The sequence below is a fragment of the Dehalogenimonas formicexedens genome, assembly GCF_001953175.1.
GTDB classification, from domain to species: domain Bacteria; phylum Chloroflexota; class Dehalococcoidia; order Dehalococcoidales; family Dehalococcoidaceae; genus Dehalogenimonas; species Dehalogenimonas formicexedens.
Window position 1 is genome coordinate 618451 of the sequence record NZ_CP018258.1, and the last position, 15056, is coordinate 633506.

Genomic DNA, 15056 nt, shown 5'->3' on the forward strand with positions numbered 1-15056 from the left:
CACTTCGAATTTCTCCCAGGTCTTCCGTTGTTTTCAGATCAAGTCTCAAATGAGGGGAATCATTATTTTTTGAAGGGGGGAACATGGCCAGCGTAACACAAGCTGTTTCCAATAGTGTTCAAAGTATCAGAAAAGTCATCTTTGCCTCATCCGCGGGCACCGTCATCGAATGGTACGACTTCTACATCTTCGGAAGCCTTTCCACGGTCATGGCTTCCAAGTTCTATCACACCGGAACCGACATCGGCGATCTTATCGCCTGGCTTTCAACTTTTGCCATCGGTTTCATGGTGCGCCCGTTCGGGGCACTTTTCTTCGGGCGCATCGGCGATCTGGTCGGCCGTAAATTCACCTACCTTTTGACCATCAGCATCATGGCCGGTTCTACGATGGGCGTCGGTTTGTTGCCGACCGCTGACACGCTGGGCGCTTTCGCCGGCATAATCCTTATAACCCTACGTATTCTTCAAGGTTTGGCGCTGGGAGGTCAGTATGGCGGCGCCGCAACCTTCGTGGCCGAACATGCCCCGCACGGTAAACGCGGTTTCTATACCTCATGGATCCAAACTACGGCCACATTAGGTCTGTTTCTGTCCCTGGGAATCATTCTGGCTACCCGAAAAATTGTCGGTGAAGCCGATTTCTCCGAATGGGGTTGGCGCATACCGTTCCTATTCTCCGTCGCCCTCGTATTCCTTTCACTGTGGATACGCTCTTCGTTGAAAGAATCCCCCTTATTCACTCAGATGAAAGCTACAAAGACGGTTTCCAAAAACCCGCTCAAAGAGAGTTTTGCAAATAAATTCAATCGGAAGTGGGTTTTGATTGCCCTTTTCGGCGCGACCATGGGGCAGGGCGTGGTGTGGTACACCGGACAGTTCTACGCTCTCTTCTACCTGCAGAAGATCTTTAAAGTCACCTTGGTCGACTCTAACTTCATTGTCGGCGCCGCGGTACTGCTGGCTACGCCGCTGTTTATCTTCTTTGGCTGGCTTTCCGACCGCATCGGGCGCAAACCGATCATGATGGCCGGCATGTTGCTGGCAGTGCTGACTTACTACCCGATCTACGGGGCAATGGCTGCCTTTGCGCCTACCGATCCGGGGCAGCACTTCCTATTCGCTTACCAGGGATATAATCAGGTTGCCTTGACCTTCCTGGTTTTCATCCAGGTTGTCTACGTTACCATGGTTTATGGCCCCATCGCTGCTTTCCTGGTGGAGTTATTCCCCACCAAGATTCGCTATACCTCGATGTCGTTGCCATATCACCTCGGAAATGGCGTCTTCGGCGGCCTTGTCCCGATTTTGGGTCTGGCATGGATTAATGCCACGGGTAATAACTTTGCTGGACTTTGGTGGCCAATGGCAATCGCTGCAACGTGTTTCATTTTCGGAATGATTTTCGTGAGGGAGACGAAAGACGTCGATATCACGGATGAAACTACTACCTTCGCCCATCAGGCTGAGGCCGCGCAAGGTAAGCAAGTTAAAGGCGCGATGCCCGTAATGCCCGAAAAATAACACAACAGGCATTCATAAAAGGGGGGATGGCGAACCATCCCCCCTTTTATATTTTCGGAAACTCGCGATGCGTGTTTTATCGGACGCTTCTAGACGTTACGATGACGCCGCTCAGTGCAATGAGACCGCCGATTCCAGCCAGGGCCGAGGGGACCTCGCCGAGCCAAAACCAGGCGATTATCGTAGCTACGATAGGGTTCAAATACATGAAACTAGTAGCGATAGATGCCGTGGTGCGGGAAAAGACAAAATTCCAGACTACGTAAGCAATCGCCGCGGGGAAGACGCCCAAATACACAACGGCAAGAGTGGGACCGACCGGCGCCCGCGGCAATTCCGAAATGAGGTCGGGCAGGAAAACCAGCATGCCGATAGTTCCCGCCCAAAAAGCATAACAGGTGATCTCCAGCGGCGTATAACTCTTGAGCAGACGCTTTTGGATTATGAAGTAGATCGAGGTGAAAACGGCAGCCGCCAGTATTATCAAAGCGCCACTTTCGAATCTCAGGTGCCCGGATTCGCCCAACGAGATAAGACCGATCCCGCCGAAACTAGCCCCGATACCCAGCCACTGCCTTAGGCCGAGGCGTTCTTTAAGGGTCAGTGTGGCCAGGATAGCGGTGAAGATGGGCACTGCCCCGATGATGAAACTTGCTGAGGCGGCGGTAACCGTCAGCTCTCCATAAGCCAGGGAGATATGATAGGCGGTTATCCCGATAACTCCTCCGAGGACGATCCATGGCAGGTCCGCTTTTTTGGGTAATCGAATCCGTTGCCGCAACAGGACCCAAACAAGTAATGTCGCAGAGGCTACCAAAAACCGGAACAGCACCAGCGCTCCAGGGGTGAACGCCTGCAACCCGGCTCTGATTCCCGCAAAGGATGAAGCCCACAAAACGGTAACAATTCCAATAGCCAACAGAGCGCGTTTATCCACGCCAGTCGAAAGTTTCAAAGTCAATTCCTCAGTGATTCAGTGAAGGCCGCAGCCTTTTCAATCAATTCCCTGGCCGCATCGGCTGCCGCCCGGCTGTTTTGACCGGACAGCATGGCAGCCAGTTCGGTCAACAAGTCATTTCCCGTTAATTCCGACAGAGCGCTGGTCACCCGCTCTCCATCGTGTACTTTAATAATCTTAAAATGGCGGGATCCATAGCAGGCTATCTGGGGGAGATGGGTGACACAGATGACCTGGTGCGAAAGCGACAGCGCTGACAGTTTGCGGCCGATGATTTCACCGGACCTGCCGCCGACGCCAATATCGATCTCATCAAAGATGAGCACCGGAACCCTGTCTGACTCGGCTAAAGCTGTTTTCACCGCCAGAGTGAAGCGGGACAATTCCCCGGTGGATGCAATTCGTATCAGGGGCAGAAAGGGCTCCCCCGGGTTGGTGGAGACCAGAAACTCAACTTTATCGGCACCCGTAAGGTCGTATTTGACGCTGGGGGAATTGGGCAGGGGCAAACCATCCGCCGAATCTTCAAACCTGATCGAGACACTGAACCGCGCATTGCCCATCCCCAGGTCCTTCAATTCGAGGTTGACGGCTTGGGACAGCTTAATAGCGCCGGCGTGCCTTTTTTCCGAGAGGGAAATTCCAAGCATGACCAGCTCCCGGCGAGTAGCCTCGGCTTCTTTCACCAGGCCATTTTTCCGGTCATCCAGAAGAGAAGAAGCTTCAAGTTCCCGGCGGATTTTGTCGGCAAAACCCAGAATGGACGGGATGCTGCCGCCGTATTTTCGTTTAAGATCCCGGATTAGTCCGATCCGGGCTTCGAGTTCTTCCAATCGGGATGGATCAGCGTCTAAATTCAAGGCGTAAGACCTGACTTCTCTAACTGCCTCAGTCAATTCAAGCAGGGTGTTCCTGACAACCTCGGCCTGGGGTTTCGCCCGACCGTCGATCGCCGCCAGTTTTTCAAGAGCTGCGGCGGCCCTGGAGAGATTATGCATCACCGGGGTCTCGAAGCCTTCTCCGTCGAGGGCGTATTCCGCTTCCTGGGCGAGAGCCTTGAGTCTTTCGGCTGAGGCGAGAATCGTGCGTTCTTCCTCCAGAAGGGAGTCCTCGTTTTCGGCTAATGCCGCGCGCTCGATTTCCTGGAGCTGGAAATTAAGGAAATCTTGCTGCCGGGCCATCTCAGCCTCTTTGACAGCGATGTTTGTGATTTTATTTTTCAGGTTTGAAAGGTTCTGAGCCGCCCGGGAGAAATCATGTCTCAGGCTTAAGGTTCCGGCGTAACTGTCCAGGTAATCGAGGTGGCTTGACGGCTCCAGCAGGGAAAGGTGTTGGCTCTGGCCATGTAACTCGACCAGTTTCGGCCCGAGTTCCCGGGCGAAAGAGCGTTGGGCTATAGCCCCGTTGAGCCGCACGGCCGGCCGGCTGCCCCGTTTTAGCGACAGGGAAACGGTCAGTGTACCGTCTTCCAGTTCTATGCCCTGCGCGGCGAGAGCATCCGCGAGGTCCGTGCGACCCGAGAGATCGAACACTCCCTCGACCCGGCAGTCACCGGCGCCATGGCGGATGTCGGTTTCATCCAATTTACCGGAAAGCAGGGCTGAGATGGCGTCGATCACCAATGACTTGCCCGCGCCAGTCTCTCCGGTGATGATGTTTAACTTTTCACCGGGCGACCAGTCGATCTCATCGATGATGCCGAAGTTTTTGACTAGTAGGCGTACTAGCAAAATGTTGACCCGTTTCGTGCTTGACGTTTCCGGAAATGCCCGTAATTGTGTCATAAAAAAGAAAGGGAGCACAAATCCGAAACTTCAGATGCCGGAGACACCGCATCGATGAACCGGAGTAAGGCCGACAATCAAGTCATGCCGCCAGGGAGAAAATCGGGAGCACCAAACCGATCTGGCGTGTTTCGGATGGCTATTCGATAAGGAGCCGCAGTGTTTTAAGGTTGATGGTATCTTCCTTGTTATATTCCAACAGGCTGTTTAGAGCCTCCTGATCATAGTCGTTGACGTATTGCCACCATAACCTGACGGCGTGGTAGCCGTTTACCCCGGGGAGATTGCGCCCGATACCCAGCGCAACCTCGATTTTTTTCAAACCGCCGCGCAAGCCTTTGCGGTGACAGCGGTGCATCAGGTCGCAATGGGTGAAGCCTTCTTCCACCAGGTCAACGCCCAAGCGGGTCTTGATGTAGGGGAGATCGAACCGCTCCCCATTGAAAGTATAGATGGTTTCAACCTCGTCCAACGCTTGCAGTAAATTTTCCGGGGTAATCTGATCACCCACCAGTTGAATGAACTCTTCGAAGTTGCCGGTGCACCGGTGGATGCCGACGACAGTGATAGGGCAGTGTTCCGGCGATAATCCGGTGGTCTCTATATCCAGGTAGGCTTCACATTTTCCGGTCATGTTTTGTCCCATTATACCAAAATCACCACCACAGGCTTACAAGACATAATATTTTGCTATTTGCGAATAGGGGAATATTTATTACGAACCACTTTTAGGGTGTAAAACATGCTGGAACGGATATAAAGGAAAGCAGAAAAGAACCGATCAGCGCTTGACGCCGGGGAATTTCTGGATCAATTCGTCGAACGCCTGGAACCACCGGAGTTTGACTTCATCGGTCCAGGTGGGGTCGAAATCGGGGAATTTGGCCATCAGCATTTGGCCGAGTGATTGCGCCGGAGGGCTTGGCGGGAAAGCCAGCTGTTCGTTCAATGGCGCGGGAGGGTCCGATGGATTTTCATTGGCGCCATCATTTGCCCTGGAAACATTACGTTTGGTCTTACGATTGGAGGTCGTGATGTGAATGGCCTTCGATTTCCGCGTTACAAAAGGAGAAAGCGATATGCCCCCATCCTGGGCCAAACCGATATAGAACTTGATGCATTTCCGGCCCACATCGGCGGCAATCTGGAAGTGCTCTTTGAGTTTTTCTTCCATCTGGGCATAAGTGGCGTTTGCCGGGTCGAGTTCTGTGAGGAAGAACGGATAAGCTTCCTGGGTGAGCTGCCTGAGCAGGTTCGCTCGCTGAACGCCCTTTGTAAGTACAATCTGCTTTAGCCGGAGAGTAGGGACCCCGTTGGCGTCGATCATCTTAAGGTACTTCAGTGTGCCGATCAACTGTCCGCCGGTGGAACCTGAAAATTTTTCACCCCAAAAACTTCTATCGATTCGAGCCGGTACAACCGCCTGAAGTCCGTCCAGAAAATTCCAAAATGTCCGGTAGGACACGTAAGGAGGAAGCGTCTTGGAATTAGATGTTGTCATGGCTTATTCAGGTTTATTTTAGGCCAGGGGGACAAAAATGACAAGCATCACCGGACAGATATTTAACCCCGCTATGGACAAAAAATTTTGATTCTTGGAATCAGTCCGGACAAACTTGGACAACAATTGACGGTTACTTTTTGAGGCGTTTAAGATAGCTGCAAATTTCAACGCAAAGAAAGAGGGGGAAACAAAAATGGGTACGGCAATCGACTATCAAAAGGTGATGACCGAAATCGTGTACATCAACCTTCCCGGTCCGCAGGAACCGACCCCGGGTATGAGCGGCGGCGAGCTCCTGCATGGTTTTCTGGCTGAACTTCGGACCGGTTCAGACGCTGCTCAGAGGGCTTTCATCGACAGCCTCTGCGTCAAGTGGAATGTTCGCTATCGCGAAGGAAAATAGGCCGACAGGCGCAAGATAAGGAAGAGGAAATTATGAAAAAAAGACTTGCCGCCATCGATGTCGGTACGACCAAAATCACTACCATCATGGGCGATGCCGACGATTCCGGCATCCGTATCATGGGTGTCGGTACCGTCCCGTCGCTGGGCCTGCAAAAGGGCATGGTTGTTAATCTAAATGAAGCCAGGGATGCGATCAAGCGATCCGTAACAATGGCGGAGCAATCAGCCGGGTACCGGATCGAATCCGCGGTTATCAACATCACCGGCAGACACATCCATTCATCCAACAACCGCGGCGTTATCGCCATCTCCCGTAAAGACGAGATCATCCGCCAGGCCGATGTTAACCGGGCCCTGGAAGTGGCCAAAAACACAGCGATCCCCGCCGACCGCCGCCTCCTTCATCTCCTGCCGCTCGACTTTACCGTGGACGGCCAGGAAGGTGTGAAGAGCCCGGTTGGAATGCACGGTTTTAAACTCGAAGTCGAGACTCACATGGTTACCGGTTCCGCCACCGCCGTTGAGAATCTCAGCAAATGTGTCAAGGCTGCCGGCATAGTGATCGACGAAATGGTGTTCAGCCCCCTGGCCTGTGCCGAGGCGGTCCTTTCGGCCGATGAACTCCAGGATGGAGTCATTCTCGCCGATATCGGCGGCGGCACGACCGACATCGCTGTTTTCAAGGACGGTAAACCCATTCACACCTCAGTGTTACCGGTAGCCGGTTACCAAGTTACCCACGATATCTCGGTTGGCCTCGGGGTCAGCTGGGAATTGGCTGAAGAGATCAAGCTCCGGTACGGCAACGTCTACCCGGTAGACGAAAAATCTTCAGACCAGGAAGTGACCGAGGGCGGCCATACCTTCCCGCTGTCCCAGGTAAGCGAAATCATCCGCTCCCGCGTTGAGGAAATGGTTCGTCTAGCCCTCCTCGAAGTTCCGGGTGAGGATTACCAGAGCCTGCTCAGGGGCGGCGTTGTCCTCACCGGCGGCACCTGCAACCTGCCCGGCATTGCCGAACTCGGGGCCGAGGTGGCTCACCTGCCGGTCCGAATCGGCATGCCCCCCGCCATGTACGGCGTGTCCGAAAAATTAAACGATCCTTCATTCGCCACCAGCCTTGGCCTGATCATGTGGAAGGCCAAGACCCGGAACGAAATGCAGGCTGCCCCAAGCACCTCGCCTTCCGAAGGCGGCGGATTGTTTGGCCTGTTCAGAAAAAAATAAAAAGAATATCGCAAAAATAAAAAAGAAAGAGAAAAACGAGGAGTATTATGGCTAGAACGATCTATGTCCCAAGCGGCGCGAAAATCAAAGTTATCGGGTGCGGCGGCGCCGGCTGTAACGCTATAACCCGCATGGTCCGCGAGCAGATCCGTGGTGTTGAGTTCATAGCCATGAACACGGATGCCCAGGCCCTGGCGATCACCGAAGCACCTCTGCGGATTCAACTGGGTGAGAAATGCACCCGCGGTTTGGGCGCCGGCGGCGACAACAAGATGGGCCGCAAGGCCGCCGAGGAAAGCCGCGAAGATATTTTGAAGGTTGTCGAAGGTTCCGATATGGTTTTCGTGACCGCCGGTATGGGCGGCGGCACCGGCACCGGTTCTGCGGCAGTGGTTGCCGCCGCGGCCAAGGCCACCGGCGCTCTCACCATCGGTGTAGTCACCAAGCCTTTCGGCTTTGAAGGCACCCATCGCATGAAGGTCGCCGAGGAAGGCATCGCCGAGCTCATGCCCAACGTCGACACCATGATCCTTATTCCAAATGACAGGCTATTCGAAATTTGCGATAACAAGACCGGCGTTGACGGCGCTTTCCGCATGGCCGACGAAGTTCTGCACCATGGCGTCCAGGCTATCGCTGAAGTAATCACCGTACCCGGTATTATCAACCTGGACTATGCTGATGTCCGCGCCGTGATGAAAGACGCCGGCCCGGCATGGATGAGCATCGGCCACGGCAAAGGCAACAACCGCGCCGCCATGGCGGCCAAAGAAGCCCTCAGCAGCCCGCTCCTCGATGTGTCGGTAGATGGTTCCACCGGCTGCATTTTCAACGTCGTCGGTCCTGAGAACCTGACCCTGTTCGAAGTCAACGAAGCTGCCGATGTCATCCGCCAGGCTGTCGATCCCGAAGCCAACGTCATCTTCGGTGTCGGCACCGACGAAAGCCTCAGGGACGAGGTCCGCCTGACCCTTATCGCCACCGGGTTTGCCGATAAGAATACCTCCGTCGGCTCCCGCGATAAAGAAATCACCAGACTCCTGCGCAACATCAAGACCGAAAAGGAACTGGAGATCCCAGCTTTCCTGCGGCAGCGGGGCCTTGCTGGCGTCCGCCGGCCAGAACCGGCTCGCCAGGCCTCGCCCGCTTCATATAGTTCCAAACGGTGGTAGACCCGGTTATTCCCTTAGACATGGGGTGGCGGTTGGTTACCGCCACCCCGGCTGGAGCTTGATATGGAATGCTCTATGACAAAAGTTGAAATTGAATTATTCATGCGGGAGTTCGCGGATGACTACGAGAGCAAGGAGATGTTGCGTCTCCTTGGCCGACATCCGTACTGTCGCTTTAATCTTCAGGCCCTGGCCGACAGTCTTGGTATGAAGCCAAAGGACCTCGGCCGGACCATAAACCGCCTCCAGGAAAAGGGCTTAGTGCGTACCTTCGAATCCAAAGATAAAGCCCTCTATGCCCTAACCGAAAACGAGGCCTGGCGAGACCTGATTACCAAGACCGCAGCCCTCGATTATCGGCAGATGGCAAACCTGGAGAGCGTTCCTTAATTCGCTGTTTCCGCCTCATACAATACAGAAGAAAACCGCCGGGCTCCTCCTCCCCCGGCGGTTTTCTTCGTTTGTGTAAACACTGAGTTTTTTTGATATAATTGACATAATATCATGCCCCAGCTCTCTCTATACGTTCATGTTCCGTTTTGCCTGAGAAAATGCGGCTATTGTTCTTTTGTTTCGTTCCCGGACCGGGATGAGACGAGGCAAAAATATACCGATGCTTTGACCCGGGAGATCACCCTCAGCCGGCAGGACGGCTTCACCGTGAGTACCATATATTTTGGCGGCGGTACCCCCAGTCTGATGTCCGAGCGCCAGATCAATGCAATTCTGGAAAGGATTCATCAACTATACACGGTGAGTGAGGACGCCGAAATAACCCTGGAGGCCAATCCAGGCACGGTTGACGGGAAATATCTTCAATCAGTGAGAAAATTGGGCTTCAATCGGCTGAGTTTGGGCGTCCAAAGCCTGAGCGAAAAAGACCTGGTCTTTTTGGGGCGGTGCCACTCGGCAAAAGATTCCCTGCGCGCGATCCACGAAGCCCGCCTGGCGGGTTTTAATAATCTGAGCCTTGATTTCATCTATGGCTTGCCGAATAGGACCACCTCCGTCTGGCGGGGGATGCTCGATGAGATTATCGGCCTCAGCGCGGACCACCTTTCGCTATACGGCCTAACCCTCGATCCGGACACGCCGCTGGGCCGGGCGGTCGCCAGCGGCAGAACGCCGGCACCCGATCCCGATCAGGCTGCCGAGGAATATGAAATAACCTCCCGAAAACTGGCAGAGGCTGGTTACCGCCATTACGAGATATCGAACTGGGCCCGGCCAGGGTTCGAGAGCCGCCACAATACCGTATATTGGAAGCGCGGGGAATACCTTGGTCTGGGGGTTGCGGCCCATTCATTCATAAACGGGTCGAGAATCTCTAACACCGTGAGTCTGGACGGATATTTGGAAACGCTCAGTAAAGGTGAGCTACCTCGGGACGAAATTGAGGCCATCAACCCGGAATTAGCGTTGTCGGAGACGATTTTCCTGGGACTCAGGCTTGAAGACGGGATATCGATGGATGACATCGGACGGCAATTTAGTATAGACTTACCGGGCCGGTACGTCCGGGAAATCGCCGAATTATCCGCTTTGGGTCTGGTTGAGGTATCGGGCGGCAACCTTAAACTGACGCCCCGGGGCCGGCTTCTCGGCAACGAGGTTTTCCTTCGATTTCTACCGTCTTAATCATAAGGAATATATGGAACAGTGCTTCATTCGTAATTTTTGCATCATTGCCCACATCGACCACGGTAAATCGACGTTAGCCGACCGTCTCATCGAGAGTACCGGAGCCATGCGCCGGGAAGAGATGAGCGAGCAGGTCATGGACCGCATGGAACTGGAGCGGGAACGCGGCATTACCATAAAGGCCAAGGCTATCCGCCTCAAATACACCGCGTCCAACGGTCAGGAATACCTGCTCAATTTGATCGATACCCCCGGCCATGTTGATTTTTCATATGAAGTCTCGCGCACACTGGCCGCCTGCGAGGGCGCGGTGCTGCTCATCGACGTCACCCAGGGTATTCAAGCCCAAACCCTGGCCAACGTTTACCTGGCCATGGAGCACAACCTGGAAGTGATCCCGGCGTTGAACAAGGTCGACCTTCCCAGCGGCGAACCCGAACGGGTCATGTCAGAGGTTAAAGGCGTCCTGGGATACTCGGAGGTTGAAACCCTCAAGATTTCGGGCAAAACCGGTCTGGGCGTCCCGGAGCTCCTGGAAGCGGTGGTAGCCCGCGTACCTCCGCCAAGCGGCAGCCCCGCCAGCCCGCTTCGAGCCCTGATATTCGATTCTCATTACGACCCCTACAAAGGGGTTATTGCTTATCTCCGGGTCACCGACGGAAATATTCATAAGGGCGATAAACTGAAACTCATGGGTCAAGGTACCACCCTGGAAGTGCTCGAGGTCGGTTACTTCGACCCGGCGGAACACCCGGTTGAATTTTTATCGTCCGGCGAGGTTGGTTACATCGCCACAGGCCTTAAGACTGTCGGTGATTGTTCGGTCGGGGATACGGTGACGTCGCTAGCCAATCCGGCCGTGGAACCCCTGGTGGGTTACCGTCCGGCCAAACCGATGGTCTTTGCCGGGATTTATCCGACAACGGCTTCGGATTACCAGGAACTGCGGGAAGCCATGGAAAAGCTCAAACTGAATGACGCTTCCCTTTCCTATGAAATGGAAAACTCTCCGTTATTGGGTCACGGTTTTCGCTGCGGCTTTCTCGGGCTGCTCCACATGGACATTGTTTATGAACGGCTCGAGCGGGAATTCGGCTTATCCCTGGTGGTTACCGCCCCGGGGGTGAGTTACGTCATTACCAAGACCAACGGCGAAGTCCTGACAGTGGTCAATCCTTCCGAGCTGCCGATGCCGACGGAAATAGACCGGATGGAAGAGCCCTGGGTTAAGGTCAGGATTCTTACGCCTTCCAAATATATCGGCCCCATTATGGAGCTTGAACAAAACAGCGGCGGCATTCACCGCCATACCGAATTCTTAGGTTCGGCGGCCGGTACCGAGGGCACCCAGCGGGTGCAGCTGGATTACGACATGCCGCTGCGGTCGATGCTCACCACTTTTTACGACCAGCTGAAAAGCAGGTCCAACGGGTATGCCTCCCTGGACTATGAGTTCGAGGGCTACCGTGACGCCCAGCTTGCCAGGATCGACGTCCTGGTGAACAGCACGCTGGTTGACGCCTTCAGCCGTATCGTTCCGCCTCAACAGGCTCACGACGTTGGCAAGGCGTTGGTGCAGAAGCTGAAAGAAGCTATTCCACGTCAGCTTTTTGCCGTGCCCATCCAGGCAGCTATCGGCGGCCGTATCGTCGCCAGAGCCGATATCCCCGCCCGCCGCAAGGATGTCCTGGCCAAATGCTACGGCGGCGACATTACGCGCAAACGCAAGCTTCTGGAGAAACAGAAGGAAGGCAAGAAGAAGATGAAGTCTATCGGCCAGGTCGAAGTGCCGAAAGAAGCTTTCCTCTCGGTACTCAAAACAGAATTCTAAACCTTTTTGACATCGGAGGACCGATCAAGTCTATGCAACAAGGGGAACGATTGAACTCGGGTTTCGGCCATGACAATAGCCATCATAAACCAATCTGTTACATTGTCGGTATCGGGCCGGGCGGCTCGCCCAAATGGCTGACCCACGCCGCGGAAGATGCCATCAAGGAATCCGACATCATCCTCGCCTGGGACTGGTCGTTAAAGCCGGTAAAAGATCTGGCGGCGGGCAAGACCTTGTATTTTCAGGAAACAAGGAACTATCTCCAAAGAGAAATTGAAGCCGCGGAACGCGCTAGAACGACTGGTGAAACAGTTGCCGTCCTCAGGGTGGGGGACCCGTGTGTTTCCTCGAGCCTGGCGCAGGTGCTTGAAGTGTTCAAGGATTTCGATGTCAGGATTGTCCCTTCGGCAGGCGCCGCGCAGTTCGCCGCCGCCCGGGCGCAGATATGCCTCGATGAGGCGGTGCTGGTGTCCTTCCATGACGGGCGAGAAGCGGAGAAAAAACGCAAGCTGAAATTCCTCGTCGATAGCTTCAATATGGGCCGGCATCTCCTGGCCTTAACCAATGAAACTCAGGTGCCCCGGCAGACCGCTTCATACCTGCTGGAACATGGTCTTGCGCCGGAAACCCCGGTGCTGGTGTGCGAATACATGACCATGGAAGACGAGCGCGTTTATTCGGTTACCCTTGCGGAAGTCAAGGATACAGACTACCGCCTTACCTCCGTGATGGTCGTCAAAAACCCTGGTAATGTCACCCGTTCATGTGTGTAACAATGGAAAACGAAAAACAGGTCGCTGATTATTGCCATTCCGCGGCATTGACTTATGAACCGCTGAAGCGGGGCTTAACCCAGGTTTTTACTGGCGGGGGGAAGGGCAAGACTTCAGCGGGCATCGGTACCGCTGTGAGAGCTTCAGGGCGGGGTTATCGCGTCTATATCGTCTATTTCATGAACCAGAATTATGACTCCGGCGAGCAGGAAGTGCTGCATTGCCTGCCGGGTGTGAAATGGGCGGCCTTCGGTCCTGGCCTGGTCAGACACCCGGAGTCGCCCACGCCGGAGGTAAAAGCCAAAGCCGGGCAAGCCCTCGCTGAGGCACGAAGAGCCATGCTTTCGGGTGATTGGGATGTCGTCATCATGGATGAAGTCAACATCGTTACTGGTTGGGGCTGGCTGGAGACTCGCGACGTGGTACAGCTGATTAAAGATCGCCCGGAGCATGTTGAGTTAGTCCTCACCGGGCGCCTGGCTCCTCAGGAAGTTATCGATGCCGCCGATCTAGTCACCGAGATGGTCAAGGTCAAGCATCCCTACGACCGCGGCATACCGGCACGGCGCGGCATCGAATATTAGCTGGACAATGGGTCTCCAGCTACAATGTCCCGGTCTTCAATTCGCCCCTTGGTTCGTAAGTGGCGATTATCACACCGGTTGTTGACGTCTTAGAATCGATCAATTTGAAATCCTGCGCCAAGGTTCCGTCTGAGAACAGTCTTTTACCACTGCCTCCAACGGTGACCGGGAAGGTCCAGATGTACATTCGATCGATCAGATGATTTTTGAGTAGAGTCTGGATCAGATTACCGCTTCCGTGCACCCAAAGGTCCGGTCCATCCTTTGTTTTCAATTTCTTGATCTGATTCACCACATCCCCTGTGATCAATTCCGAGTTCTGCCAGGAAAGCGCCACGGCTTTGTCGGATACAACCCATTTTTTGGTGCAGTTAAACTTCTCGGCTATGACCAGATCCGCTTTGGCGGTCGGCCAGTAAGCAGCAAAAATGTCGTAAGTGGTCTGACCGAGGAGCATTTCGAACGGTAGAGCCATAAAACCGTTCATGATCTCGCCCATAAGGCTGTCCCAATAGTTGGCAGACCAACCGCCAAAAGCGAAACCGCCGGTGGTATCTTCAGTCGGTCCGCCCGGCGCCTGCATTACGCCGTCAAGGGTGACAAATGTGGTGGTGATTATCTTTCTCATATGCCAACCTCATTTTTCCGACCTCAGGATTTTCTGAGCTTTTACATCCGTTGCCGGCTTATCATCCCTCAACCTTAAAAAAACCGGGTGCCGCAATATGCCGTCACGGGTGCGTTCGGCGTATTTTACCTCGGCGACCAGTTCCGGTTTGAGCCAGGTGGTTTTGTTTTCAAAGGGAATCCTGGCGTCGAAAGGAGATTTACCGGTTGTCAGCTTATCCATCTTCGCCTTCAGATCCTCGAGGAGCCGTTCATCGAATCCGGTTCCCACGTTTCCCGCATGGGCCAGCCGTTTGTTATCGTCGTATTGAGCAAGGACAAGTGAACCGAAGGCGCCTGAACGCGCTCCTTGACCCGAGGTATATCCGGCGATAATAAATTCATCTGCCAGGGTCCCTTTGATCTTCAGCCAGTCGTTTGACCGTTTGCCCTCCTGATAGGGCGCGTCACGCCTCTTGGCGATAATTCCCTCGAATCCGGCCTCGATAGCCGCTTTGAAAATTTCGGCTCCATCGCCTTCAAACCTTGATATAGCTTTAACGGACTTACCCGGCCTGAGCGCCGTTTTTAACAGGCCAGCCCGTTCGGATTGAGCTAATGCCGTCAAGTCGAATCCGTCGAGATACAGAAGATCGAAGGCGTAATAAAGAACCAAATAGCCCGAAACGATATTTTCCCTCTGCTGGATCAGGTGTTGTTGAAGACACTGGAAGCACGGCTTGCCGTTTTCATCAAGCGCCACCAGCTCCCCGTCGAAAATGGCTTCCTTGACCGGCTGTTGGGACATTTCTTTCGCAATGGAGGGGAAATGACCGGTGTAATCCTGAAAATGCCGGGATTGGAGCCTGGATTCGCCATTACGGACAAACACCACGATCCTGTACCCGTCGAGTTTAGGCTCGAAATACCAATCCGGATCGGTAAACGGTTTCTCCGTCAGAGTCGCCAGCATCGGCGCCAGCCGTTCGGGCATTTCCGAGCGCCTCGCACCGGTAGTATCGTTGAGATCAACAGCGGGTGTCAC

At 54.2% G+C, this 15056-nt stretch carries 15 protein-coding genes; 9 read left to right on the forward strand and 6 right to left on the reverse strand.

The window, feature by feature from the left end; all coding sequences use genetic code 11:
- Positions 1-83: 83 nt before the first annotated feature.
- Complete coding sequence (locus Dform_RS03295; protein ID WP_076003754.1) at positions 84-1523, forward strand: MFS transporter; 1440 nt, start codon at positions 84-86, stop codon at positions 1521-1523.
- 76 nt (positions 1524-1599) lie between these two features.
- Here the strand turns inward: Dform_RS03295 and Dform_RS03300 are convergent, their stop codons facing one another.
- The 4 genes from Dform_RS03300 to Dform_RS03315 all read right to left on the reverse strand — a co-directional run bounded on the left by Dform_RS03300 (position 1600) and on the right by Dform_RS03315 (position 5766).
- Complete coding sequence (locus tag Dform_RS03300; RefSeq protein WP_225973723.1) at positions 1600-2478, reverse strand: DMT family transporter; 879 nt, start codon at positions 2476-2478, stop codon at positions 1600-1602.
- 2 nt (positions 2479-2480) lie between these two features.
- On the reverse strand, positions 2481-4211 hold the full coding sequence (gene recN, locus Dform_RS03305) for a DNA repair protein RecN (protein WP_076003755.1): 1731 nt from the start codon (positions 4209-4211) through the stop codon (positions 2481-2483).
- Positions 4212-4404: 193 nt separating this feature from the next.
- Positions 4405-4911 (reverse strand): ribonuclease H-like domain-containing protein, encoded by a 507-nt coding sequence (locus Dform_RS03310; RefSeq protein ID WP_225973724.1) that lies wholly within the window; start codon positions 4909-4911, stop codon positions 4405-4407.
- Positions 4912-5046: 135 nt separating this feature from the next.
- Positions 5047-5766, reverse strand: coding sequence for a DUF5343 domain-containing protein (locus Dform_RS03315; RefSeq protein ID WP_076003757.1), 720 nt, complete (start codon positions 5764-5766; stop codon positions 5047-5049).
- A 196-nt stretch (positions 5767-5962) separates the two neighbouring features.
- Between Dform_RS03315 and Dform_RS03320 the strand changes: the two genes are divergently transcribed.
- The 8 genes from Dform_RS03320 (at position 5963) to cobO (ending at position 13405) form a co-directional block, all read left to right on the forward strand.
- Entirely contained in the window at positions 5963-6172 is a 210-nt protein-coding gene (locus Dform_RS03320) for a hypothetical protein (RefSeq protein WP_076003758.1), read from the forward strand.
- Between the two features lie 32 nt (positions 6173-6204).
- Complete coding sequence (ftsA, locus tag Dform_RS03325; protein ID WP_076003759.1) at positions 6205-7401, forward strand: cell division protein FtsA; 1197 nt, start codon at positions 6205-6207, stop codon at positions 7399-7401.
- Positions 7402-7448: 47 nt separating this feature from the next.
- Positions 7449-8573 carry a cell division protein FtsZ gene (gene ftsZ, locus Dform_RS03330; RefSeq protein ID WP_076003760.1) on the forward strand — a complete coding sequence of 375 codons (1125 nt, stop codon included), beginning with the start codon at positions 7449-7451 and terminating at the stop codon, positions 8571-8573.
- Positions 8574-8648: 75 nt separating this feature from the next.
- Positions 8649-8963 carry a helix-turn-helix domain-containing protein gene (locus Dform_RS03335; protein WP_076003761.1) on the forward strand — a complete coding sequence of 105 codons (315 nt, stop codon included), beginning with the start codon at positions 8649-8651 and terminating at the stop codon, positions 8961-8963.
- Positions 8964-9077: 114 nt separating this feature from the next.
- Complete coding sequence (hemW, locus tag Dform_RS03340) at positions 9078-10211, forward strand: radical SAM family heme chaperone HemW (protein ID WP_076003762.1); 1134 nt, start codon at positions 9078-9080, stop codon at positions 10209-10211.
- A 13-nt stretch (positions 10212-10224) separates the two neighbouring features.
- Positions 10225-12045, forward strand: a complete 1821-nt coding sequence (gene lepA / locus Dform_RS03345) for a translation elongation factor 4 (protein WP_076003763.1) — start codon at positions 10225-10227, stop codon at positions 12043-12045.
- Between the two features lie 32 nt (positions 12046-12077).
- A complete protein-coding gene (cbiE, locus tag Dform_RS03350) occupies positions 12078-12821 on the forward strand; it encodes a precorrin-6y C5,15-methyltransferase (decarboxylating) subunit CbiE (RefSeq protein WP_083635334.1) in 744 nt (247 codons plus the stop codon).
- A 2-nt stretch (positions 12822-12823) separates the two neighbouring features.
- Positions 12824-13405: a cob(I)yrinic acid a,c-diamide adenosyltransferase gene (gene cobO, locus Dform_RS03355; protein ID WP_083635335.1), complete on the forward strand. Its 582-nt coding sequence runs from the start codon at positions 12824-12826 to the stop codon at positions 13403-13405.
- A gap of 19 nt (positions 13406-13424) precedes the next feature.
- On the opposite strand, the gene Dform_RS03360 is transcribed toward cobO, so the two are convergent.
- A complete protein-coding gene (locus tag Dform_RS03360) occupies positions 13425-14033 on the reverse strand; it encodes a dihydrofolate reductase family protein (RefSeq protein ID WP_076003765.1) in 609 nt (202 codons plus the stop codon).
- A 9-nt stretch (positions 14034-14042) separates the two neighbouring features.
- On the reverse strand, positions 14043-15005 hold the full coding sequence (ligD, locus tag Dform_RS03365) for a non-homologous end-joining DNA ligase (RefSeq protein WP_076005052.1): 963 nt from the start codon (positions 15003-15005) through the stop codon (positions 14043-14045).
- Positions 15006-15056: the final 51 nt, after the last annotated feature.